Below are 21,214 nucleotides of genomic sequence, written 5' to 3' on the forward strand. Positions count from 1 at the left end.
TGATTTCTCTCTAAGAGTTAGCCATATTAGATTACTCTACTGTAACAGTCGCTTCGCTGGTTTCTTCAGCTAAAACAGGTTCTGCTTTGCGGTAGCGCTGCATACCTGTACCAGCCGGTACCAGTTTACCGATGATGACATTTTCCTTCAATCCTAGGAGTTCATCACGTTTTCCTTTAATCGCAGCATCCGTTAACACACGTGTTGTTTCCTGGAATGAAGCTGCAGATAAGAAGGAATCCGTCTCAAGGGAAGCTTTCGTGATACCAAGCAGTACAGGTCTTCCTGTTGCCGGAATGCTTCCATCAAGCAATGCTTTCTCATTCGCATCTCTGAACTGGTGAATATCCATAAGAGTACCCGGAAGTACCTCAGTTTCACCCGCATCGATCACGCGAACTTTGCGAAGCATTTGACGGACCATGACTTCAACGTGCTTATCTCCGATTTCAACCCCTTGCATACGATATACTTTTTGTACTTCGCGCAGCAAGTATTCTTGAACGGCTGATACGTCACGTACTTTAAGAAGTTCTTTCGGATCGATCGAACCTTCCGTAAGCTCCTGTCCGCGATCAACTTTATCGTTGACAGCAAACTTAAGGCGTGCTGTATAAGGTGCTGTGTAACTTCTTGATTCCACGTCACCTTGAACAGTGATTTCGTATTGACGGTCTTTTCCTTCGCCGATCGAAGTAATGATACCATCAATTTCAGATATGACAGCCTGACCTTTCGGATTACGCGCTTCGAAAATTTCCTGGATACGCGGTAAACCTTGGGTGATATCGTCTCCTGCAACCCCGCCGGTATGGAACGTACGCATCGTTAACTGTGTGCCAGGTTCCCCGATTGATTGTGCAGCGATGATACCGACTGCTTCTCCTACCTCTACCTTCTGACCAGTAGCTAAGTTTGTACCATAACATTTTTCACACACACCGTGGCGTGTGTTACATGTGAATGCTGAACGGATTGAAACATGTTCGACACCCGCATCTACAATGGCTTTCGCCAAGTCTTCATTAATCAGCTGATTTTCATCGACAAGGATCTCATCCGTTTCAGGGTGGCGCAATGTTTTACGTGAATAACGTCCAAGCAGACGTTCTTCAAGAGGTTCGATGATTTCTGTCCCCTCTTTAATGGAACCTACCAACAAACCTCTGTCAGTTCCACAGTCTTCTTCACGTACGATAACATCCTGGGCCACATCAACAAGACGGCGAGTCAGGTAACCTGAGTCAGCTGTTTTCAGTGCTGTATCGGCAAGACCTTTACGGGCACCGTGTGTAGAGATGAAGTATTCAAGAACCGTCAGACCTTCACGGAAACTTGATTTGATCGGCAATTCAATGATTCGACCGGCCGGATTGGCCATCAGACCACGCATACCAGCAAGCTGAGTGAAGTTGGATGCATTACCACGGGCACCTGAGTCACTCATCATGAAGATCGGGTTGCGCTTATCAAGAGTCGCCATTAATTTACCTTGAATTGTATCTTTAGCAGCACTCCAGATGGAGATGACACGATCATATCTCTCATCTTCCGTAATCAGACCGCGTTTGAATTGCTTCAATACGTTATCCACTTTACTTTGTGCTTCGACCAGGATCTGTTCTTTTTCAGCCAATACTACGATATCTGCGATACCGACTGTAATACCGGCTTTGGAAGAATATTTGAATCCTAAGTCTTTCATTTTATCGAGCATTCTTGACGTTTCCGTTATCGCAAACTTCTTGAATATTTCAGCGATGATGTTTCCTAAGAAACCTTTTTTGAACGGGTTGATCAACTCACGGCTTTTCACTTCTTCTTTGATATCAGTTCCCGGATCAACAAAGTACTTTTCTGGCGTTACTTCTTCCAAGTTCGTCTTTGTCGGTTCATTAATGAATGGGAATGAATCCGGTAAAATCTCGTTAAAGATCACTTTACCAACCGTAGTCAATAACATTTGTTTATTCTGTTTCTCAGTGAACGTTTTGTTATGAAGTGTTCCTGCATGGATTCCGATGCGGGTATGCAAGTGTACATAACCATTTTGGTAAGCAAGCAGTACTTCGTTTGCGTCTGAGAAGACCATGCCTTCCCCGACAGCATCCTCACGTTCAAGTGTAAGGTAATAGTTACCCAGTACCATATCCTGTGATGGTGTAACGACTGGTTTACCATCTTTAGGATTCAAGATGTTTTGGGCAGCCAGCATCAGCATGCGCGCTTCAGCTTGTGCCTCAGAAGATAATGGTACGTGAACCGCCATTTGGTCACCGTCAAAGTCCGCGTTGTATGCTGTACATACGAGCGGGTGAAGACGGATTGCTCTACCTTCTACAAGAGTTGGTTCAAATGCTTGAATTCCAAGTCTGTGAAGAGTAGGTGCACGGTTTAAAAGAACAGGGTGTTCTTTAATTACCTCTTCCAATACATCCCATACTTCCGGCTGTACGCGTTCTATTTTGCGCTTTGCACTCTTGATGTTGTGAGCCAATCCTTTTTCAACAAGTTCTTTCATCACAAACGGCTTGAATAATTCAAGTGCCATTTCTTTCGGAAGACCACATTGATACATCTTAAGATTAGGTCCAACAACGATTACAGAACGACCGGAATAGTCAACACGTTTACCAAGAAGGTTTTGACGGAAACGGCCTTGCTTCCCTTTAAGCATGTGAGAAAGGGATTTCAATGGACGGTTACCTGGTCCGGTTACCGGACGTCCGCGGCGGCCATTGTCAATTAAAGCATCGACTGCTTCCTGAAGCATACGCTTCTCATTCTGAACGATGATGCTTGGTGCTCCAAGATCCAATAATCGTTTTAAACGGTTGTTACGGTTGATGACCCGGCGATATAAATCGTTCAGGTCGGATGTTGCAAAACGTCCGCCATCCAATTGAACCATTGGACGAAGCTCAGGAGGAATGACCGGCAGTACATCAAGGATCATCCAATCAGGATCATTTCCTGAGTTTCTGAAAGATTCCACTACCTCAAGACGCTTTATTGCACGGGTACGGCGCTGGCCTTGAGCTGTTTTCAGTTCTTCTTTTAAGAAATCTGCTTCTTTATCAAGGTCAATATCCTGCAGAAGCTTTTTGATCGCTTCAGCACCCATTGCAGCTTGGAATTTCACTCCGTATTTCTCACGATAAGCACGGTACTCTTTCTCGGAAAGAAGCTGCTTTCTTTCAAGAGCCGTGTCACCAGGTTCAGTTACGACATAGGAAGCGAAGTAGATGACTTCTTCCAATGCACGCGGGGACATGTCCAAGACTAATCCCATACGGCTTGGAATTCCTTTGAAGTACCAGATGTGAGATACAGGGGCGGCGAGTTCAATGTGACCCATACGTTCACGTCGAACCTTCGCCTTCGTCACTTCTACTCCACAACGGTCACAAACTACGCCTTTATAGCGTACACGCTTGTATTTACCACAGTGACATTCCCAGTCCTTTGTAGGACCAAAAATACGTTCGCAGAACAATCCATCTTTTTCTGGCTTTAATGTACGATAGTTAATGGTTTCAGGTTTTTTGACTTCCCCGAAAGACCACGAACGGATCTTATCGGGGGAAGCTAAACCAATTTTCATATATTCAAAGTTATTTACATCTAGCAAGGGGCCTACCTCCCTTTTAATCTACAGGCTCTAACCCTTATTGCTCTAAATTTATTCTTTTGACCCAACTGTCTCGGATTCTTGCTCATTAGACTCAGAGATATTTAGCGTGTCAGCTTGTTGTACTTCTTCTTCATCCTCTAAGTCACGCATTTCGATTTCTTCTTCGTTGCCTGAGAGGATCTTTACATCCATACCTAAACTTTGAAGCTCTTTGATCAGAACCTTGAATGATTCTGGAACCCCAGGCTCAGGTACGTTTTCGCCTTTGACGATCGCTTCGTATGTTTTCACACGGCCGACAACATCATCGGATTTGACTGTAAGGATTTCTTGCAGTGTATATGCGGCACCGTATGCTTCAAGTGCCCATACCTCCATCTCACCGAAACGCTGACCGCCGAATTGTGCTTTACCACCGAGCGGCTGCTGCGTAACAAGTGAATAAGGACCAGTAGAACGGGCGTGAAGTTTATCGTCAACCATGTGGGCAAGTTTGATCATGTACATGATACCAACAGATACACGGTTGTCGAACGGTTCGCCTGTTCTGCCATCGTAAAGAACAGTTTTGGCATCGCGTGCCATGCCTGCTTCTTCGATTGTAGACCAGACATCTTCTTCACGTGCACCATCGAATACCGGTGAAGCAACATGGATGCCCAGATATCTTGCCGCCATACCCAAGTGAAGCTCCAGCACCTGACCGATGTTCATACGAGATGGTACCCCTAATGGGTTAAGCATGATATCGATTGGTGTTCCGTCCGGTAAATACGGCATGTCTTCTTCTGGTAAGATCTTCGAGATAACACCCTTGTTACCATGTCGGCCGGCCATTTTGTCACCTTCAGAAATCTTACGTTTCTGAACGATGTAGACTCGGACCAGCTGATTGACACCAGGCGGTAATTCGTCGCCGTCTTCACGGTTGAAGACCTTCACATCGAGGATGATTCCTCCGCCGCCGTGAGGTACACGAAGGGATGTATCCCTTACTTCACGGGCCTTCTCACCGAAGATCGCATGTAATAAACGTTCTTCAGCAGTTAACTCTGTTACACCTTTAGGCGTTACTTTACCTACAAGCAAGTCGCCGTCTTTCACTTCTGCACCGATACGGATAATCCCGCGTTCGTCAAGGTTGCGCAGTGCATCCTCACCGACATTCGGGATATCACGAGTGATTTCTTCCGGCCCAAGCTTTGTATCACGGGACTCAGACTCATATTCTTCAATATGAATGGAAGTATATACGTCGTCTTTCACAAGACGCTCACTCATGATGATCGCATCTTCATAGTTGTAACCATCCCAAGTCATGAAACCAACCATGACATTACGCCCCAAGGCTAATTCGCCTTTCTCCATGGAAGGACCATCAGCGAGAATTTCCCCTGTTACGACACGGTCGTCTTCACTTACGATCGGACGCTGGTTGTAGCAAGTTCCCTGATTGGAACGGATGAATTTTTGCATTCGGTACTTATCGAGGTCACCCTTTACTTCCTGACCATCGATTTCTTTCACACGGCGAACCCAGACTTGTTTCGCCTCAACCTTTTCGACAATACCATCATGCTTACAGATGACTGCAGCCCCGGAGTCTTTCGCTGATACGTGTTCCATACCAGTTCCTACAATCGGAGACTCTGGATTCATAAGAGGTACTGCCTGACGCTGCATGTTCGCTCCCATCAGAGCACGGTTGGAGTCATCGTTCTCCAAGAAAGGAATACAAGCCGTCGCGGCTGATACTACTTGTTTCGGTGATACATCCATGTAGTCTAGGCGCTCTCGCTTGATTACCGTGTTTTCACCACGGAAACGGGCGATTACTTCTTCATCAAGGAATGAACCATCATCACCAAGACGGGCATTCGCCTGAGCCACTACATAGTTGTCTTCTTCGTCGGCTGTCAAATAATCGATACGGTCGGTTACTTTGCCTGTATCGGGATCGACACGACGATAAGGTGTTTCGATAAATCCGAATTTATTCACCTTCGCAAAGGAAGAAAGTGAGTTGATCAGTCCGATGTTCGGCCCCTCAGGTGTTTCAATCGGACACATACGTCCATAGTGGGAATAGTGAACGTCACGCACTTCAAAGCCGGCACGCTCACGAGTCAGACCACCAGGCCCCAATGCAGAAAGACGGCGTTTATGCGTCAATTCCGCTAAAGGATTCGTTTGATCCATGAATTGAGATAACTGGGAGCTTCCAAAGAACTCTTTGATTGAAGCAATGACCGGACGAATGTTGATCAATTGCTGCGGAGTGATCGTGTTTGTGTCCTGGATGGACATTCTTTCACGGACCACACGCTCCATACGGGAAAGACCGATACGGAATTGGTTCTGTAACAATTCGCCAACCGAACGTAAACGACGGTTACCTAAATGGTCAATATCATCTGTGAATCCTACTCCATGCAGTAAGTTGAAGAAGTAAGAGATAGAAGAAATGATATCGGCAGGTGTGATGTATTTGACTTCTTCATCTACATACGCGTTGCTGATTACATTAATCTCTTGTTCTCCCTCTTCGTTTGGAGAGTAAATTTTAATAGATTGGAGGAGGACATCCTCTTCCAATACTCCACCGGACTGCTGATATGTCTTGAAGCCTATTCCTTCTTCTAAATATGGAATGACTTTATCAAGAGCACGACGGTCCAGAACCGTTCCTTTTTCTGCCAGAATCTCACCCGTTTCCGGATCTGCTAGAGTTTCCGCTAGAGTCTGACCAAATAAACGGTTCTTAATGTGAAGCTTTTTGTTCATCTTATAACGTCCAACGTTTGCCAAGTCATAACGCTTTGGATCAAAGAAACGTGAAACGAGTAAACTTTTAGCATTTTCTACTGTAGGAGGTTCTCCTGGACGCAGACGCTCATAGATTTCGAGCAATGCTTTGTCGATACCTTCCGTGTTGTCTTTCTCGAGCGTGTTACGAATGTACTCATTATCACCGACTAAATCGATGATTTCTTGATCAGAGCCAAACCCAAGGGCACGTAAAAGAACCGTTACCGGCAGTTTGCGAGTTCGATCAATTCGCACATATACAACATCTTTTGCATCTGTTTCATACTCAAGCCAAGCTCCGCGGTTTGGTATAACGGTAGCAGTAAACCCTTTCTTTCCGTTCTTATCTACTTTTCCGCTAAAGTAAACACTAGGTGAACGTACAAGCTGAGATACGATTACACGCTCAGCTCCATTAATGACAAACGTACCTGTATCCGTCATCAATGGGAAATCACCCATAAATACGTCTTGATCTTTCACTTCTCCAGTTTCCTTATTCACAAGACGGACTTTCACCCTAAGCGGCGCAGAGTAAGTTACATCTCTTTCCTTTGATTCTTCCACCGAGTACTTTGGCTCTCCCAGACTATAATCAATAAATTCTAAAGAGAGATTACCAGTGAAGTCCTCAATCGGAGAAATGTCACGGAACATTTCTCTTAACCCCTCATCAAGAAACCATTGATACGAGGAAGTTTGAATTTCGATTAGATTCGGCAATTCTAAAACTTCACTGATACGCGCAAAACTTCTGCGTTGGCGGTGTCGTCCATACTGAACTAGTTGACCTGTCAACTGATTCACCCCTCAAATCAAGCGTTTTGGTTGTGTCTATATGTCTATAGTAGATATGCACTCTACACAAGACAAAAAGAAAAAGGGTTTTAATGATAAAACCTCATTTTCATATGACGAACTATTATTTTATAATCTTTTCCAATTTATCCATTATGTATACATATGGACACAATACCGGAAAATAATATTTTTGCATTTTATAATGTTATCATAGCGCTAAAGCTACGTCAACGGATTTATTTTACCGATTTCAAAATGTAATAGCCTTTCTTTTTTGCGACAACCTCTACATTTGAAAACAGTTCTTCCATTTTGTCCATGGCAGATGGAGCGCCTTGCTTCTTCTGAATAACGACCCATAATTCACCTTTTTCCGCCAGGAAGCCGCAACTCTCGGACAGAATCGAATGAACTGTTTCTTTCCCTGCCCTGATCGGAGGGTTTGTAAGGATTGCTGCAAAGCCTGTCTCTTCCACATTTTCATAACGGTCACTTTGATAGATGCTGACATTTTGCACACCATTCGTGTTCGCGTTTTCAATCGCCAAAGAGAGAGCTCTTTCGTTTACATCGACCATATGAACCACACGGTCTCCGAACTCTTTCGCCAAAGCTAAGCCGATCGGCCCGTAGCCGCATCCGACATCCAGCAAAGCACCTTCTGTTTCAGGCAGCTCGAATGTTTCGATAAGTGTTCTGGAACCGAAGTCCACTTCCCTCTTCGAAAATACTCCCTGATCCGTTTTGAAGCGGATGGAATGTCCACGCAGTTCAAATTGAATCGTTTGAGGATTACTCTCTGCCTCTGGTTTATTGGAATAGTAGTGATTGGTCATTATTACACCTCCATCATTTCATGTCCTTATATTCAGGAATGCATTAAAGTGATTAACCAAAAGAAGAAAAAAGCCCGCTTATAAAGCGAGCTTTTCTTCTATGCGATTATTACTTAACTTCTACGCCAGCGCCAACTTCTTCAAGTTTAGCTTTAAGCTCTTCAGCATCTTCTTTAGAAATGCCTTCTTTAAGAGCTTTTGGAGTGTTGTCAACAAGTTCTTTCGCTTCTTTAAGTCCAAGACCTGTGATTTCACGAACAACTTTGATAACTTTGATCTTTTGAGAACCAGCGCTCTCAAGGATAACGTCGAATTCAGTTTTTTCAGCAGCAGCTTCTGCTCCGCCACCAGCAACAGCTACAGGTGCTGCAGCAGTTACTCCGAATTCTTCTTCGATTGCTTTTACTAGATCGTTTAATTCAAGAACTGACATTTCTTTAATCGCGTCAATGATTTGCTCTTTACTCATTTTAAATTTCCTCCTTAGTATGTTGGTTCATAATTATTATTCAAGCGACTCTGTTTAACTTACGCGCCTTGTTCTTCTTTTTGGTCTGCAACGGCTTTTGTAGCCAATGCGAAGTTGCGCATTGGAGCTTGAAGCACGCTGAGTAGCATAGAAAGAAGTCCTTCGCGGCTTGGAAGTTCAGCGATAGCTTTAACATCTTCAACAGATGTGATTGTTCCTTCGATAACACCGGCTTTGATTTCAAGTGCTTCGTGATCTTTAGCGAAGTTATTAAGGATCTTGGCAGGAGCTACGACTTCTTCTGAACTGAACGCGATTGCGTTTGGACCAGTTAAGAATTCGTTTAACCCTTCAAGACCAGCTTCTGCTGCAGCACGACGAGTCATTGTGTTTTTGTACACTTTGAAGTCGATGCCAGCTTCACGAAGTTGTTTACGAAGCTCGGTTACTTCAGAAACGTCAAGACCACGGTAGTCTACAATGATTGTAGATACACTGTTCTTTAGCTTGTCAGAGATTTCTCCGACGATGTGTTGCTTTTGTTCTAGAATGCTGCTCATCATTACACCTCCTGTAGATTGACTGATGAACATTTATACCGTCATCCAATAAAAAATGCCCTTATATCAAGGTAGACATAAGGGCATCGCTAACACGCTCTACGCGTATTTTTTATCGCAATTACCTCGGCAGGAAATTAAGCTCTGGACGAGCACCTGCTGTCTACGGTACAAATGTATTCGTTTTTTAACAACAGAACTAATTATAGTGATTAGTTCTTAGTAAGTCAATACCAAATTATGCCTTAACTGCAAAAGTTGAAGGATCAACTTTAACACCAGGACCCATCGTTGAAGTAACAGCAACGTTCTTCATGTACGTTCCTTTAGCAGCAGAAGGTTTAGCTTTAAGCATCGTTTCATACATAGTCGTGAAGTTCTCAACTAATTTTTCGCTGTCGAAAGAGATCTTTCCAACAGGAACGTGTACGTTACCAGCTTTGTCAGCACGGTATTCAACTTTACCTGCTTTAATTTCGTTAACAGCTTTTTCGACATCGAAAGTCACTGTTCCAGTTTTAGGGTTTGGCATTAAACCTTTAGGTCCTAATACACGGCCAAGCTTACCAACTTCACCCATCATGTCCGGAGTTGCAACGATTACGTCAAACTCGAACCAGCCTTGTTGGATTTTAGTGATCATGTCTGCATCACCAACGAAGTCAGCGCCAGCAGCTTCTGCTTCTTTCGCTTTATCGCCTTTAGCGAATACAAGAACTTTTTGAGTTTTACCAGTACCGTGCGGAAGTACTACCGCGCCGCGGATCTGCTGGTCATTCTTACGAGTATCTACACCTAAGCGGAACGCTACTTCTACAGTTGCGTCAAACTTAGCGATGTTTGTTTTCTTTACTAATTCGATTGCTTCTTCGACTGAGTAAGCTGCAGTACGATCTACAAGCTTTTGAGCTTCAAGAAACTTTTTACCTTTTTTAGCCATTTTATAATTTCCTCCTTGATGTGGTTTTAGCGGAATAACCTCCCACGAAATAAGGTTGCGAGAGTGAAACAGTACATTTCATCATCGCAACCTCGTTCAACAGGAACATTCAAATAAGCGAAGCTGGATTAGTCTTCGATGACGATACCCATGCTGCGCGCAGTTCCTTCTACCATGCGCATAGCTGATTCAACGCTAGCTGCATTTAAGTCAGGCATTTTTGTTTCAGCAATTTCACGTACTTTATCGCGTTTAAGTGTTGCCACTTTCTTGCTGTTCGGTTCGCCTGAACCAGACTCGATACCAGCCGCTTTCTTAAGTAGAACAGCTGCAGGTGGAGTTTTTGTGATGAATGTAAATGAACGGTCTTCAAATACCGTAATTTCAACAGGAATGATTAAGCCAGCTTGATCTGCTGTACGAGCATTGAATTCCTTACAGAATCCCATGATGTTAACACCTGCTTGACCTAATGCAGGACCAACCGGTGGAGCTGGATTAGCTTTCCCCGCAGGAATCTGCAATTTAACCATTTTGATAACTTTTTTAGCCACGAGACACACCTCCTTAAGTCCGTGATGTGGTTATTGGGCTTTTCACCCTCCCACTCAAATGTAAAAAATGTCTTTATCAACATAAAGAACGTTTATTAGTTTCAGTATCTCTTGTCGAGACGCACTGACTTATGAAATATTATCACTTTTTCAGAGTGATTTCAAGTTCTTTTCCATTATAATTTATCAATTTGAGAGAAATCAAGTTCTACCGGGGTATCTCTGCCGAACATATTGACATGAACTTTGACTTTGGATTTGGCAGAATCGATTTCTTCAATCGAGCCTGTGAAGTTAGCAAACGGACCTTCGTTCACCTTTACCGTCTCGCCCAATTCGAAATCAATTTCGACCTTCTTCTCGGTCATGCCCATTTGTTTCAGAAGATACGTCACTTCTTCCGGAAGCAGAGGTGTAGGCTTTGATCCCGAACCCGTCGAACCGACGAAGCCTGTCACTCCCGGAGTATTACGGACAACATACCAGGAATCATCCGTCATGACAATTTCCACGATGACGTAACCCGGAAATACTTTCTTCTTCACTACTTTTTTCTTACCGTTCTTAATATCTGTCTCTTCTTCTTCAGGTACGAGCACGCGGAAGATCTTATCTTGCATCCCCATTGATTCAACACGTTTTTCAAGATTGGCTTTAACCTTGTTCTCATAGCCTGAATAAGTATGAACTACATACCAATTCTTCTCCATTTGATAGGACTTAGCGTCCGTCCCTCCTCGCTATTTAAAGAATACTGTTTGACTTTTTTCTACAAATGAAAAAACCCGTAAAAGTGAACGGGCTTAAAGGTCATGTACTCTATTATTGTTCATTATACCATGCTTTGACATGTTATATACAACTAATTCTATCTTTCTCTTATTGACCGATAATTAAACGCATCAATTCGGAAATCCCTAAATCGATAACAGCAAAGAAAACAGCAACGAAAATGACTGTCGTGATAACAGTGATTGTGTAGCGTGTTAATTCTTTACGTTTTGGCCAGCTGACCTTTCTCATCTCTGATGCAACATTGCGAAAGAAATTAACCATCCTTTTGTAACCTCCAACTTGTATCAATACGCAAGACTTCTCACTCAACTATTTTGTTTCTTTGTGTAGGGTGTGAGCATTGCATGTATTACAAAACTTCTTTATTTCCAGCCTCACCGATTGATTGCGGTTACTTGGGACACTGTAATTTCTTGAACCGCACACCGAACAGGCCAGTACTAGTTTAGCAGCCATAATCATTCACCTTAACATATACATAGTAAGTCCTATCAAAAATAACACGGGCACCAATTTGTGTCAATAACACATTTACATGGTTATTTCCCGTACCTCAAGATATCTCTCGAGCTTACGCTTTACCCGCTGTAAAGCGTTATCAATTGATTTGACATGACGGTTCAATTCTTCCGAAATTTCCTGATAGGATTGTCCATCCAAATAAAGTGCCAGGACTTTCCTCTCAAGGTCGCTGAGCAGCTGGGCCATTTTATCTTCCATGTTATCGAATTCTTCACGATTGATAATGAGCTCTTCCGGATCCATAACCTTCGTACCTGAAATAACATCCAGCAAAGTCCTGTCGGATTCATCATCATAAATGGGCTTGTCCAATGAAACATATGAATTGAGCGGTATATGCTTCTGTCTTGTGGCTGTCTTGATCGCCGTTATGATCTGTCTGGTGATGCAAAGCTCCGCAAATGCTTTAAATGAAGTAAGCTTGTCCTCTTTGTAATCACGGATGGCTTTATAAAGACCGATCATCCCTTCCTGTACGATATCCTCTTTGTCTGCACCGATCAAAAAATACGAACGGGCTTTAGCCCTCACGAAATTGCGGTATTTCTTAATCAGAAAATCGAGCGCTTCACTGTTACCCTGATGAACGGCTTCTATTATCCCTTCATCACCCATACCTTCAAATTGACTGGTAAATGTATTCTTCATGGTGTTATTGCTCACACACATCCCCCCGCGCAAAACAATAGATAGAAATATTATACATTACAGAAAATTCAATCGTCAACCGGTCATCGGTCTCCCCGGCGCCATTTTTCGAAAATTTCAGTAATTTCTTCGGAAAGATGAATCTTTGAAGATGGCTTTGTGTCAGTGGATTTACGGACTTTTCTTTCAATCTTTTTTTCGATGACATTTATTTCTGTCAGAAGTTCCCTCGCTGATTTACGGAGGGCACCCTGACCGAAGATTGCCCATTGTTCGGTGAAATCGGATGTTGCCACATGGATTTGGGTTTTAATATTACCGAGCTCGATAGCCAGCTTCTCGATCCGTTCATCCGCCGTTTCATTTTCCTTTGTAAATAATACTTCCACCTTGTAATTATTGTATTTACGCGCGATTCCCTGGACATAGTACGCATCGAAGACCACGATGACCCGGTAACCTGTGTATCCTTGATATTCGGCCATCTGCTCGACCAGCCGATCTCTGGCTGCCGCCAGGTCCTTTTTCTTTAACTCATTCAGTTCCGGCCAGGCACCGATAATGTTGTAGCCATCCACAAGGAGAATATCCATTCCGCACTACTCCCCCAATGGGCGGCGATTCCGATAAACCTCATACATCAACACACTGGCTGCCACCGAGGCATTCAAGGATGTGACATGGCCCGCCATCGGAAGTTGAACCAGGAAATCACACTTCTCGCGAAGAATCCGGCTCATCCCTTTTCCTTCACTTCCGATAATGAGCCCGATTGGCAATGTTCCGTCAAGCTGACGGTAATCCTGCCTGCCCGATGCATCCGTGCCTGCGACCCACACACCGCGTTCCTTCAGCTCGTCCACCGCTCTCGAGAGATTTGTGACGCGGGCAACAGGAATATGTTCGATTGCTCCCGTGGAAGCTTTGGCTACTGTGGACGTCAATCCAACCGCCCGGCGTTTTGGAATGATGATCCCGTGAGCACCTGTTGCATCAGCTGTTCTCATGATGGATCCAAGATTATGAGGGTCTTCAAGCTCGTCCAGAATAAGAACGAACGGATCTTCCCCTTTCTGTGCCGCCTTATCAAAAATATCATCGATTTCCGCATATGTATAAGCAGCCACCGAAGCAACGACACCCTGATGATTCTCTGCTACCATCTGTTCTATTTTCTTTTTCGGAACGTATTGAACCATTACCTTCGATTCTTTGGCAAGACCGAGAATCTGCTGAATCGATCCCTTCTGGGAACCTTCCGCAATCCATATCTTATTAATTTCCCTCCCCGACTTCAACGCTTCAATGACGGGGTTTCTTCCACCGATAAAATCCTTGCTCATGTCTTATTCCTCCTTTCCTTTCAGTTCGAAAATGATCTTGATCAGCTCTTCCAGCCGTTCAGTCCGGTTAAGTAAAAATAGATAGCCGATCAGTGCTTCAAAAGCCGTGCTGTGATTATATGTCTGCACATCTGTATTCTTAGGTACACTCCCTGATTTGGCATTGCGCCCGCGCTTGACGATACTGACCTCTTCATCGGTCAAGCGGTCTTCTTCAAAAAGCTTCTTCAAGATTGCTGCCTGCGCTTTCGCTGATACATAGTTGGTTGCCGCTCTGTGAAGCTGGTTCGGCTTGATTTTCCCCTTTGTCAACAGGAACTGCCGTACATATGTTTCATAGACGGCATCCCCCATATACGCAAGGGCAAGTGCATTTATTTGTTTGGCATCGATTTGTTCATTTGTTTCGTATATCATCAGGATCCTCTTTTCCAGCGGGTACCCTGTGGTGTGTCTTCTAAAATGATCTTCATTTCTTTCAATGTATCACGGATTTCATCCGCCAACTGGAAGTTTCTGTCCTTTCGGGCCTGGATGCGTTTTTCAATCAACTCTTCGACTTCTTCGTCCAGCAGCTCCGCTTCCGCTTGCAGGCTGAGACCCAGTACATCAAAGAAATTCTCAAATTGATGAGTGAAAGAATCAATGACCTCCACTGCGGTATTCTTCTCCATCAGATAGTAGTTGGCTTGCTTGGAAAGTTCAAACAGGACTGAAATACCATTCGCTGTATTGAAGTCATCATCCATTTCGGAAATGAACTGATCTTTTAACCCTGCAACCTTATCCAGCCATTCCTGGTTGTGATCCGTGAGATCCGTACTTGAATCCTTGCGGTGTTTAAGGTTTTCATATGCAGTCTTGATGCGGTCAAGGGCCGTTTCGGCATTTTGCAGGACTTCAAGATTGTAGTTGATTGGATGCCTGTAGTGAACGGACAGCATGAAGAACCTCAGAACCTGCGGATCCTGTTCTTTGATTATGTCATGGACCAATACGAAATTACCGAGTGACTTTGACATCTTCTCATTATCGATATTGATGTAACCATTATGCATCCAATATTTGGCGAATTGCTTGCCCGTCAGTGCTTCTGTCTGTGCGATTTCATTTTCGTGATGAGGGAAAGTGAGATCCTGTCCGCCTGCATGGATATCGATGCTGTCACCAAGATAACGCTTGGCCATCGCAGAGCATTCGATGTGCCATCCGGGGCGGCCGCTTCCCCATGGGCTATCCCATGAAATTTCGCTTTCCTTGGCCGCTTTCCATAGTACGAAATCAAGAGCATCCTCTTTCTTATCGCCTACATCGATACGCGCACCCGCCTTTAGTTCATCGATTGGCTGATGAGACAGTTTGCCGTATCCTTCAAATTTTCTCGTACGGTAATACACATCACCCTGCGATTCATAAGCATAGCCTTTTTCAACGAGGGCAGAAATGAAGTCGATAATCGTATCAATATTTTCAGTAACGGTCGGATGAATATCCGCTTTTTTGCACCCGAGCGCACCAGTGTCTTCAAAATATGCTTGTATAAAACGCTCGGCTATGGCCGGGACTTCCTCGCCCAATTCATTCGCCGCTTTGATCAATTTGTCATCCACATCTGTGAAGTTGGATACAAATTGAACGTCAAACCCCCTGTATTCCAGATAGCGTCTGACTGTATCGAATACAATGGCTGGCCTGGCATTCCCGATATGAATATAGTTGTAAACTGTCGGGCCGCACACATACATTTTCACTTTACCCTCTTCCAGCGGCTGAAATTCCTCTTTCTTTCTCGTCAACGTATTGTATAAACGAATCGTCACATTGATCGACTCCTTCCCTCATATTCCTTCACTACTGTTTTTAGTTCATCGATTTCTTCCTGCATCTGTTTCATCCGGTCGTATACAGGATCAGGCAGGTTGCTGTGATTCAGATCTTTCTGTACCTTTACCCCGTCCCTGATTACGATTCTGCCCGGGATACCGACCACAGTGGAATCGGGCGGTACATCTTTCAGCACGACAGAACCCGCTCCCACTTTAGAATTTTCTCCAATTACAATCGAACCTAATACTTTTGCTCCTGTTGCAATCAGGGCATTATCGTGAATCGTGGGATGACGCTTTCCTTTTTCCTTACCGGTCCCCCCAAGTGTGACCCCTTGGAAAATCGTCACGTTGTTCCCTATTTCACATGTTTCCCCAATCACCACACCCATGCCGTGGTCGATGAAGAATCTGCGGCCGATCTTTGCCCCGGGATGAATCTCGATGCCTGTAAAGAATCGGCTGATCTGAGAAATCACACGTGCGAGGAAAAAGAACTTCCGCTTGAAAAATGCATGGGCAATCCGATGGGACCAGATGGCATGGAGTCCGGAATACGTCAGAACCACTTCAATGTAACTCCTCGCAGCCGGGTCCTGATCGAACACAACATCTATATCTTCTTTAAATGTCTTAAACATCGTCTCCCCTCCTATCTTGAAAGCTTTATAAGGAAATAAAAAAACGTCTCTGTCATCATGACAGAGACGCATAGGCAGCGCGGTTCCACTCTGATTGAGAAGAGTCACTCTCCTCCACCTCATCCTGTTAACGGCAGGGAAACCGCCATTACCTACTTATTTCAGTAACGGGCTCTGAGGTGCATTTCAGAAAAAGAGAGGCCTGAACCACTTTCAGCCGGTGATGGTTCTCTCTAAAAAGCGTCCTTTTCTTACTTCTCCTCATCAACGCGATTAGTATAATTAATTAATTGGTACTCTTACTATATTACATTTATTCATAAATGTTAACCTAAAAGACTTTGAAGACGATGCTTTACATTATCTTTCCCTAAAAGCTCAATCGCATTCGGCAGTTCAGGACCGTGAGTCTGTCCCGTAACGGCCGCACGGATCGGCATGAACAGCTTTTTCCCTTTATGGCCAGTCGATTTTTGGACAGCCTTGATCGATTTTTTGATTTCAGCCGCTTCGCAGTTTTCAAGTGCATCGATTTCTTCCAGGAACGCCTGCAGCACTTCAGGAACTTGTTCTTCCTCCAATACGGCTTTAGCATCCTCATCGTATTCAATACCTGTATTGAAGAACATTTCTGACAGTTCTACGATTTCTGCACCAAAGCTCATTTGCTCCTGATAAAGCGAAATGACGCCTTTAGCCCACTCACGCTTCTCATCTGTCATTGGTTCTTCCAGCTTGCCTGCCTTGATCAGGTGCGGAAGTGAAAGCTCAACAACTTGGTCGAGTTCAAGGTTCTTCATATATTGATTGTTCATCCATGTCAGCTTCTGGTTATCAAAAAGGGCAGAAGAAGTGGATAGGCGTTCGGGATCAAAGATTTCGATGAACTGGTCTTTTGAGAACAGTTCTTCTTCCCCCTTCGGAGACCATCCGAGTAAGGCAATAAAATTGAAAAGTGCTTCCGGAAGGTAACCAAGAGCTTCGTATTGCTCGATGAATTGGATGATGCTTTCATCCCGCTTACTCAGCTTTTTACGGCTTTCATTCACGATCAGCGTCATATGGCCGAATACAGGGGCTTCCCATCCAAGTGCTTCAAAGATCATCAACTGCTTAGGCGTATTCGAGATATGGTCTTCACCGCGCAGCACGTGGGAAATCTTCATTAAGTAATCATCCACTGCTACCGCAAAATTATACGTTGGCGTTCCATCTTTCTTTGCAATAACAAAGTCACCGATACCATCCGATTCGAAGGAAACATCCTCTTTCACGATGTCGTTGAAAGAATACACTTTGCCTGCAGGCACTCTGAAACGAATGCTTGGCTGGCGGCCTTCTGCAGCCAGACGGTCCTGGTCTTCTTTCGTCAGATTGCGGCATTTGCCTGAATAACGGGGCATCTGACCTGCAGCTGTTTGAGCTTCACGTTCAGCTTCCAGCTCTTCTTCCGTGCAATAACATTTATAAGCCTTTTCGCTTTCTAAAAGCTCGTTCAGGTACTGTTCATAGATATGATTCCGTTCAGATTGACGATACGGGCCGTATTCACCCGGCTTATCCACACTTTCATCCCAATCGATGCCAAGCCATTGAAGATATTTCAGCTGACTTTCTTCTCCGCCTTCTATGTTTCTCTTCTTATCTGTATCTTCAATGCGGATGATGAATTTGCCGTTTACACTGCGGGCATATAGATAGTTGAACAGGGCTGTTCTTGCGTTGCCGATATGTAAATGTCCCGTTGGACTTGGGGCATAACGTACACGAACTTCATTTGTCATGATTGTTTCCTCCTTCATGGTTACGTACTTTCAATCCTCTGACCTATTTTAACACCGTTGTGACAGGGAATAAAGCGAATTCCAATGGTTATTTCTTTTTGATCAATACCGTTGTCTGGGCGGCGATTCCTTCTCCTCGTCCTGTAAAACCAAGTTTCTCTGAAGTGGTTGCCTTGACGTTGACTTGGGTGATGTCGGCTTCTAGCAGCCCCGCGATTCTTACTCTCATTTCATCGATGTATGGGCGCATTTTCGGCTGTTGGGCGATGATGGTACAGTCGATATTCCCAAGTTCGTATCCTTGTTCTTTCACCAGCAGCCATACATGTTGAAGCAGCTTGGCCGAATCTGCGTCTTTGAATTCCGGGTCGGTGTCAGGGAAGTGCTTGCCGATATCACCTGCTGCAATCGCACCCAGGCAGCCATCCGCCACTGCGTGGAGCAATACGTCTGCATCAGAGTGACCCAGTAATCCTTTTTCATACGGAATGGTCATGCCTCCCATGATCAGGGGTCTGCCTTCTGTTAATTGATGTACATCAAAACCTTGTCCGATTCTAAACATGTTTGTTCCCTCCACTCATTTCCTCTTGTTTCTTTACAATTGCTTCTGCAAAGTACAAATCTTCAGGTGTCGTCAGTTTAATATTATCGTAATCACTCTCAACGACTGAAACGCCGATGTTCAGCCTCTCCACAAGGGAAGCATCATCCGTACCCAGGAATCCTCCTTCAGCCGCTTCCGAATGCGCCCGCTTCAATAATGAAACACGAAAAGCCTGTGGAGTCTGTACCATCCACAAGCTTGAGCGTTCAATCGTTTCTTCGACCGCTCCTTCGATTACTTTCTTGATGGTATCTTTCACCGGGACAGCGGCAATCGCGGCTCCCGAGGATTTTGCCTCTTCTACAAGATGATGGATCGTCGTTGATTTTATGAATGGTCTTGCCCCGTCATGAACAAGAACGATCTCGTGGGAAACCTCAAGCAATGCATTATATACTGAGTGCTGTCTTTCATCTCCGCCTTCGACCAGTTTGATGACTTTTTTGATGTTGAAGCGCGTGATCAAATTTTGCAGCGCTTCACGGTCACCGGGATGGATGGCCAGATAGATGCCTTTGCAGTCAGGGTCATGATCAAACACCCGCAGTGTATGAATGATGACCGGGCAGCTATTCAATTCAAGCAGCAATTTATTTTTACCCGCTTTCATCCTCTTTCCTTGTCCGGCAGCAGGGATGACAACTTGATACTCCATACCTTAACTCCTTTAACTCCGTTTTCTCAATTCTTATTATAGCTTACAGTATCAAAGGAGCCAGAGCAAAGTTGTTTGTTGATGATTTGTTGGCTTATTTTCAAAGAGCTAAAATTTCCATCGTTTGGTTATAAGTAAAACATATCTAAACTCCGCTGTTGATTTCCGTGCAAGACTTCGCTTTCCGCGGCTGACCCGTGAGCTCCTCGGCTTTTTGCCTCCGGGGTCTCGCTTTGGCCACTTCTCTCGCAGGAGTCTTCGTCTTGTACTCCAATCAACAGCGGGAAATGCCTATTACAAAGACTAAATTCTTTTTCAGAATCTTTGATTCAATTTTTTCAATATCAATTTTTATAACACATCATAAAGTAAGCCAGCCTAAAAGAATGTTACCTTTCAGACTGACTTGGTTATAGTGGGCTGGGCGAGCCGCCTCCGCTCTTCTATCTGTCCAGCTCCGGCGGCTAGCCCCTCGAGGTCATAAGCTAAATGATCCATGAAGGCAAAGTACGCCTTCCCGGACCATTCATCTTATGCTTGTCGGGGCTGGGCGAGCCGCCTCCGCTTTTCTATTTATAGTGCTTTTTCCAATTGCTTGGGTTTGGCGAAGATCATTCGTCCTGCAGAGGTTTGCAGTACGCTGGTTACAAGGACATCGATGTATTTGCCAATGTAGTTGCGGCCTTCTTCGACGACGATCATCGTTCCGTCGTCCAAGTATGCAATACCCTGATTATGCTCTTTCCCGTCTTTGATCACTTGCACCTTCAATTCTTCTCCCGGAAGAACAACCGGCTTGACTGCGTTTGCCAAGTCGTTGATATTTAATACTTGTACACTTTGAAGGTCACATACTTTATTCAGGTTAAAATCATTCGTTACCACAATTCCATTCGTAATCTTTGCCAGTTTCACAAGCTTAGAATCTACTTCCTGAATTTCCTCAAAGTCGCCTTCATAAATCTGCACCTCTACAGGCAGCTCTTTTTGGATCCGATTTAGAATATCAAGACCTCTTCTTCCGCGATTCCGTTTCAATACGTCTGACGAATCGGCAATATGCTGAAGTTCCTCCAGGACGAATTGCGGAATGACCACAATCCCTTCAAGGAATCCAGTTTGACAAATATCAGCGATGCGTCCGTCGATGATCACACTCGTATCCAGGATCTTGAGAGTTTTCACTCCGTTATCTTCCGGATCATCCTCTGCACCTTTTTTCTTTCCTTTTCCTGCACTTGGAAAGAGGTTCATCAGTTCATCTCTCTTCTTAAAGCCTACCTGGAACCCTAAATAACCAAGCAGCAATGTCAGAAGAATGGGAACAACCGTATTCACGATCGGAATTTCCATCTGATTGAAAGGAATACCAAATAAATATGCTACAAAAAGACCAATAATCAAACCTAAACTGCCGAATAATAAATCTGTGACAGGTGCCTTTACAAGACTATCCTCAAACCACTTAACGAAATTGACGACGTATTCGACTGCCCAAAACGTAAGAATATAAAAGATAATGGCACCAAATATGGCAGTCATATAAGGGTTGTTTATTAAGAGAATGTCAGATAAATTTAAAACGGTTAATAATTCGGGAAGCAGAAAGATTCCAAGTGTACCGCCTACGATAAGGAAGCACGCTTTCACGATATTCTTTAACATTCCCTCACCTCCTCCTTCTCATTATAATCAATTTACTATTTTTAAAACGTCTGAAATTGGAAAACTTCATGAATTTAACTCGGACCGAACTATTTTTGATATAAAAAACCCAATTTTACACATGGC

General features: G+C 44.2%; 20 protein-coding genes and 2 other annotated features. All 20 genes read right to left on the minus strand.

Annotated elements, in window-relative coordinates; all coding sequences use genetic code 11:
* Nucleotides 1-31: 31 nt before the first annotated feature.
* The 20 genes from rpoC to V6B33_RS20150 all read right to left on the minus strand — a co-directional run bounded on the left by rpoC (nt 32) and on the right by V6B33_RS20150 (nt 21,088).
* Nucleotides 32-3,631 (minus strand): DNA-directed RNA polymerase subunit beta', encoded by a 3,600-nt coding sequence (rpoC, locus tag V6B33_RS20055; RefSeq protein WP_334219430.1) that lies wholly within the window; start codon nt 3,629-3,631, stop codon nt 32-34.
* A gap of 51 nt (nt 3,632-3,682) precedes the next feature.
* Nucleotides 3,683-7,240 (minus strand): DNA-directed RNA polymerase subunit beta, encoded by a 3,558-nt coding sequence (gene rpoB / locus V6B33_RS20060; protein WP_334219431.1) that lies wholly within the window; start codon nt 7,238-7,240, stop codon nt 3,683-3,685.
* A 239-nt stretch (nt 7,241-7,479) separates the two neighbouring features.
* Nucleotides 7,480-8,079, minus strand: coding sequence for a class I SAM-dependent methyltransferase (locus tag V6B33_RS20065; protein ID WP_334219432.1), 600 nt, complete (start codon nt 8,077-8,079; stop codon nt 7,480-7,482).
* A 109-nt stretch (nt 8,080-8,188) separates the two neighbouring features.
* Nucleotides 8,189-8,548 carry a 50S ribosomal protein L7/L12 gene (gene rplL, locus V6B33_RS20070; RefSeq protein WP_334219433.1) on the minus strand — a complete coding sequence of 120 codons (360 nt, stop codon included), beginning with the start codon at nt 8,546-8,548 and terminating at the stop codon, nt 8,189-8,191.
* A gap of 59 nt (nt 8,549-8,607) precedes the next feature.
* On the minus strand, nt 8,608-9,108 hold the full coding sequence (gene rplJ, locus V6B33_RS20075; protein WP_334219453.1) for a 50S ribosomal protein L10: 501 nt from the start codon (nt 9,106-9,108) through the stop codon (nt 8,608-8,610).
* Nucleotides 9,109-9,150: 42 nt separating this feature from the next.
* Nucleotides 9,151-9,295: a sequence feature (ribosomal protein L10 leader region), on the minus strand.
* A 51-nt stretch (nt 9,296-9,346) separates the two neighbouring features.
* Nucleotides 9,347-10,048 carry a 50S ribosomal protein L1 gene (gene rplA, locus V6B33_RS20080; protein WP_334219434.1) on the minus strand — a complete coding sequence of 234 codons (702 nt, stop codon included), beginning with the start codon at nt 10,046-10,048 and terminating at the stop codon, nt 9,347-9,349.
* Between the two features lie 128 nt (nt 10,049-10,176).
* A complete protein-coding gene (gene rplK, locus V6B33_RS20085; protein WP_032085258.1) occupies nt 10,177-10,602 on the minus strand; it encodes a 50S ribosomal protein L11 in 426 nt (141 codons plus the stop codon).
* A gap of 176 nt (nt 10,603-10,778) precedes the next feature.
* Nucleotides 10,779-11,312, minus strand: coding sequence for a transcription termination/antitermination protein NusG (gene nusG, locus V6B33_RS20090; protein ID WP_334219435.1), 534 nt, complete (start codon nt 11,310-11,312; stop codon nt 10,779-10,781).
* A gap of 169 nt (nt 11,313-11,481) precedes the next feature.
* Nucleotides 11,482-11,658 carry a preprotein translocase subunit SecE gene (gene secE / locus V6B33_RS20095; protein ID WP_334219436.1) on the minus strand — a complete coding sequence of 59 codons (177 nt, stop codon included), beginning with the start codon at nt 11,656-11,658 and terminating at the stop codon, nt 11,482-11,484.
* 48 nt (nt 11,659-11,706) lie between these two features.
* A complete protein-coding gene (gene rpmG / locus V6B33_RS20100; RefSeq protein ID WP_442915572.1) occupies nt 11,707-11,859 on the minus strand; it encodes a 50S ribosomal protein L33 in 153 nt (50 codons plus the stop codon).
* Between the two features lie 69 nt (nt 11,860-11,928).
* Nucleotides 11,929-12,567, minus strand: a complete 639-nt coding sequence (gene sigH, locus V6B33_RS20105) for an RNA polymerase sporulation sigma factor SigH (RefSeq protein WP_334219454.1) — start codon at nt 12,565-12,567, stop codon at nt 11,929-11,931.
* Nucleotides 12,568-12,650: 83 nt separating this feature from the next.
* Nucleotides 12,651-13,160 (minus strand): NYN domain-containing protein, encoded by a 510-nt coding sequence (locus V6B33_RS20110; protein ID WP_334219438.1) that lies wholly within the window; start codon nt 13,158-13,160, stop codon nt 12,651-12,653.
* Nucleotides 13,161-13,166: 6 nt separating this feature from the next.
* Nucleotides 13,167-13,910 (minus strand): 23S rRNA (guanosine(2251)-2'-O)-methyltransferase RlmB, encoded by a 744-nt coding sequence (gene rlmB, locus V6B33_RS20115; protein ID WP_334219439.1) that lies wholly within the window; start codon nt 13,908-13,910, stop codon nt 13,167-13,169.
* 3 nt (nt 13,911-13,913) lie between these two features.
* A complete protein-coding gene (locus V6B33_RS20120) occupies nt 13,914-14,327 on the minus strand; it encodes a Mini-ribonuclease 3 (protein ID WP_334219440.1) in 414 nt (137 codons plus the stop codon).
* Nucleotides 14,327-15,730, minus strand: coding sequence for a cysteine--tRNA ligase (gene cysS, locus V6B33_RS20125; protein ID WP_334219441.1), 1,404 nt, complete (start codon nt 15,728-15,730; stop codon nt 14,327-14,329). Before cysS ends, V6B33_RS20120 begins: the two co-directional genes overlap by 1 nt.
* Nucleotides 15,727-16,377 carry a serine O-acetyltransferase gene (gene cysE / locus V6B33_RS20130; RefSeq protein ID WP_334219442.1) on the minus strand — a complete coding sequence of 217 codons (651 nt, stop codon included), beginning with the start codon at nt 16,375-16,377 and terminating at the stop codon, nt 15,727-15,729. Before cysE ends, cysS begins: the two co-directional genes overlap by 4 nt.
* 59 nt (nt 16,378-16,436) lie before the next feature.
* Nucleotides 16,437-16,654: a binding site (T-box leader), on the minus strand.
* A 49-nt stretch (nt 16,655-16,703) separates the two neighbouring features.
* Nucleotides 16,704-18,161: a glutamate--tRNA ligase gene (gltX, locus tag V6B33_RS20135; RefSeq protein ID WP_334219443.1), complete on the minus strand. Its 1,458-nt coding sequence runs from the start codon at nt 18,159-18,161 to the stop codon at nt 16,704-16,706.
* Between the two features lie 88 nt (nt 18,162-18,249).
* On the minus strand, nt 18,250-18,726 hold the full coding sequence (ispF, locus tag V6B33_RS20140) for a 2-C-methyl-D-erythritol 2,4-cyclodiphosphate synthase (RefSeq protein WP_334219444.1): 477 nt from the start codon (nt 18,724-18,726) through the stop codon (nt 18,250-18,252).
* Nucleotides 18,719-19,423, minus strand: coding sequence for a 2-C-methyl-D-erythritol 4-phosphate cytidylyltransferase (gene ispD / locus V6B33_RS20145; protein WP_334219445.1), 705 nt, complete (start codon nt 19,421-19,423; stop codon nt 18,719-18,721). Before ispD ends, ispF begins: the two co-directional genes overlap by 8 nt.
* Nucleotides 19,424-19,996: 573 nt before the next feature.
* Nucleotides 19,997-21,088 carry a PIN/TRAM domain-containing protein gene (locus tag V6B33_RS20150; protein ID WP_334219446.1) on the minus strand — a complete coding sequence of 364 codons (1,092 nt, stop codon included), beginning with the start codon at nt 21,086-21,088 and terminating at the stop codon, nt 19,997-19,999.
* Nucleotides 21,089-21,214: the final 126 nt, after the last annotated feature.

Origin of the sequence: Mangrovibacillus sp. Mu-81 (genome assembly GCF_036867415.1) — a bacterium.
GTDB lineage: Bacteria > Bacillota > Bacilli > Bacillales > Bacillaceae_B > Rossellomorea.

Coding starts and splice junctions, on each gene's coding strand:
- sigH (WP_334219454.1), bottom strand. CDS start 12,567: ATGAAGAATACATTTACCAGTCAATTTGAAGGTATGGGTGATGAAGGG.
- ispD (WP_334219445.1), bottom strand. CDS start 19,423: ATGGAGTATCAAGTTGTCATCCCTGCTGCCGGACAAGGAAAGAGGATG.
- V6B33_RS20065 (WP_334219432.1), bottom strand. CDS start 8,079: ATGACCAATCACTACTATTCCAATAAACCAGAGGCAGAGAGTAATCCT.
- gltX (WP_334219443.1), bottom strand. CDS start 18,161: ATGACAAATGAAGTTCGTGTACGTTATGCCCCAAGTCCAACGGGACAT.
- rlmB (WP_334219439.1), bottom strand. CDS start 13,910: ATGAGCAAGGATTTTATCGGTGGAAGAAACCCCGTCATTGAAGCGTTG.
- ispF (WP_334219444.1), bottom strand. CDS start 18,726: ATGTTTAGAATCGGACAAGGTTTTGATGTACATCAATTAACAGAAGGC.
- V6B33_RS20120 (WP_334219440.1), bottom strand. CDS start 14,327: ATGATATACGAAACAAATGAACAAATCGATGCCAAACAAATAAATGCA.
- cysE (WP_334219442.1), bottom strand. CDS start 16,377: ATGTTTAAGACATTTAAAGAAGATATAGATGTTGTGTTCGATCAGGAC.
- V6B33_RS20150 (WP_334219446.1), bottom strand. CDS start 21,088: ATGTTAAAGAATATCGTGAAAGCGTGCTTCCTTATCGTAGGCGGTACA.
- rplJ (WP_334219453.1), bottom strand. CDS start 9,108: ATGAGCAGCATTCTAGAACAAAAGCAACACATCGTCGGAGAAATCTCT.
- rplL (WP_334219433.1), bottom strand. CDS start 8,548: ATGAGTAAAGAGCAAATCATTGACGCGATTAAAGAAATGTCAGTTCTT.
- rplA (WP_334219434.1), bottom strand. CDS start 10,048: ATGGCTAAAAAAGGTAAAAAGTTTCTTGAAGCTCAAAAGCTTGTAGAT.
- secE (WP_334219436.1), bottom strand. CDS start 11,658: ATGGTTAATTTCTTTCGCAATGTTGCATCAGAGATGAGAAAGGTCAGC.
- V6B33_RS20110 (WP_334219438.1), bottom strand. CDS start 13,160: ATGGATATTCTCCTTGTGGATGGCTACAACATTATCGGTGCCTGGCCG.
- rpmG (WP_442915572.1), bottom strand. CDS start 11,859: ATGATTATGGCTGCTAAACTAGTACTGGCCTGTTCGGTGTGCGGTTCA.
- nusG (WP_334219435.1), bottom strand. CDS start 11,312: ATGGAGAAGAATTGGTATGTAGTTCATACTTATTCAGGCTATGAGAAC.